Raw genomic sequence first — 696 nt, 5'->3', positions numbered from 1 at the left:
GTATCGGCGGGAAGTTCCTCCAGCCGGGTCTGGGTTTCGGTGGCGGCTGCCTGCCGAAGGACATCCGGGCCTTCGCCCACCGGGCCGAGGAGATCGGCGTCGGCCAGGCGGTGAGTTTCCTGCGCGAGGTCGACGCGATCAACCGCCGCCGCCGCTCCCGCACCGTCGACCTCGTCCGGGGTCTGCTCGGAGGCCGTCTCGACGGGGCCAAGGTCGCCTGCCTGGGTGCCGCGTTCAAGCCCAACAGCGACGACATCCGCGACGCCCCCGCCCTCGACGTCGCCCGGGCCCTGCACGACCTGGGCGCGACCGTCAGCGTCTACGACCCGGAGGCCATGGGCAACGCCCGCCGCGCCTACCCCGAGCTGCGCTACGGCACCGGCACCCTGGACGTGGCCCGCGACGCCGACGTCGTCGTCCTCCTGACCGAGTGGTCGGAGTTCAAGGCCATCGACCCGGCCGCCCTGTCCGAGGTCGTCACCCACAAGCGCATCGTCGACGGCCGCCACGCCCTCGACGCCACCGAATGGCGCACCGCGGGCTGGGAATACCGCGCCCTCGGCCGTCCCTAGGGGCTGTTTGGGGTTCGGATCTTGGTGGGGTCCGGTGGTGGGCTGGTTGTGGCTGTTAGAACTTGGGTGTGGCGCGTTTTGATGTGACGGATGTGGAGTGGGCGTTGATCGAGCCGTGTCTGCC

At 70.8% G+C, this 696-nt stretch carries 1 protein-coding gene; it reads left to right on the top strand.

Going from position 1 to position 696, the window contains the following annotated elements; all coding sequences use genetic code 11:
• On the top strand, nucleotides 1-572 hold a 572-nt coding region (locus tag ABD785_RS41165; protein WP_344840349.1), incomplete at its 5' end, for a UDP binding domain-containing protein.
• Nucleotides 573-696 lie beyond the last annotated feature (124 nt).

The sequence above is a fragment of the Actinocorallia longicatena genome, assembly GCF_039534125.1.
Lineage (GTDB): Bacteria > Actinomycetota > Actinomycetes > Streptosporangiales > Streptosporangiaceae > Actinocorallia > Actinocorallia longicatena.
The sequence above is the reverse complement of the archived record's forward strand: the minus strand, read 5'-3'. Positions and strand labels throughout refer to the sequence as shown.